A 241-nucleotide genomic window follows, 5' to 3' on the forward strand; every position below is an offset into this window, starting at 1 on the left:
GCTGCCACTATCCTGAGAAGTTTCTTCCTGTAAGGCGATGGCAGCATTTGAAATCAACAAGGGTGTAGGCCGGACGGTAGAGTTCAAGGGCTTAAAGGCGCAGTACCTCTTCCTCTTTGCAGGAGGGCTGCTGGCAGTCTTCATTCTCGTGGTCATTCTCTATCTCTGCGGCATCAGTCAGATAGCCTGTCTTGTCATAGGTGTAGTGGGTGCCACCATAGTGGTGTGGCAAACGTTCACC

At 51.9% G+C, this 241-nt stretch carries 1 protein-coding gene; it reads left to right on the top strand.

The genetic code is table 11. The features are described from left to right. Positions 1 to 37 precede the first annotated feature (37 nt). Positions 38 to 241: DUF4133 domain-containing protein (locus tag HMPREF2983_RS00615; protein ID WP_141757603.1), on the top strand; the 204-nt coding region annotated here is incomplete at its 3' end.

This window comes from Prevotella sp. HMSC077E09 (genome assembly GCF_001814685.1).
GTDB classification, from domain to species: domain Bacteria; phylum Bacteroidota; class Bacteroidia; order Bacteroidales; family Bacteroidaceae; genus Prevotella; species Prevotella oris.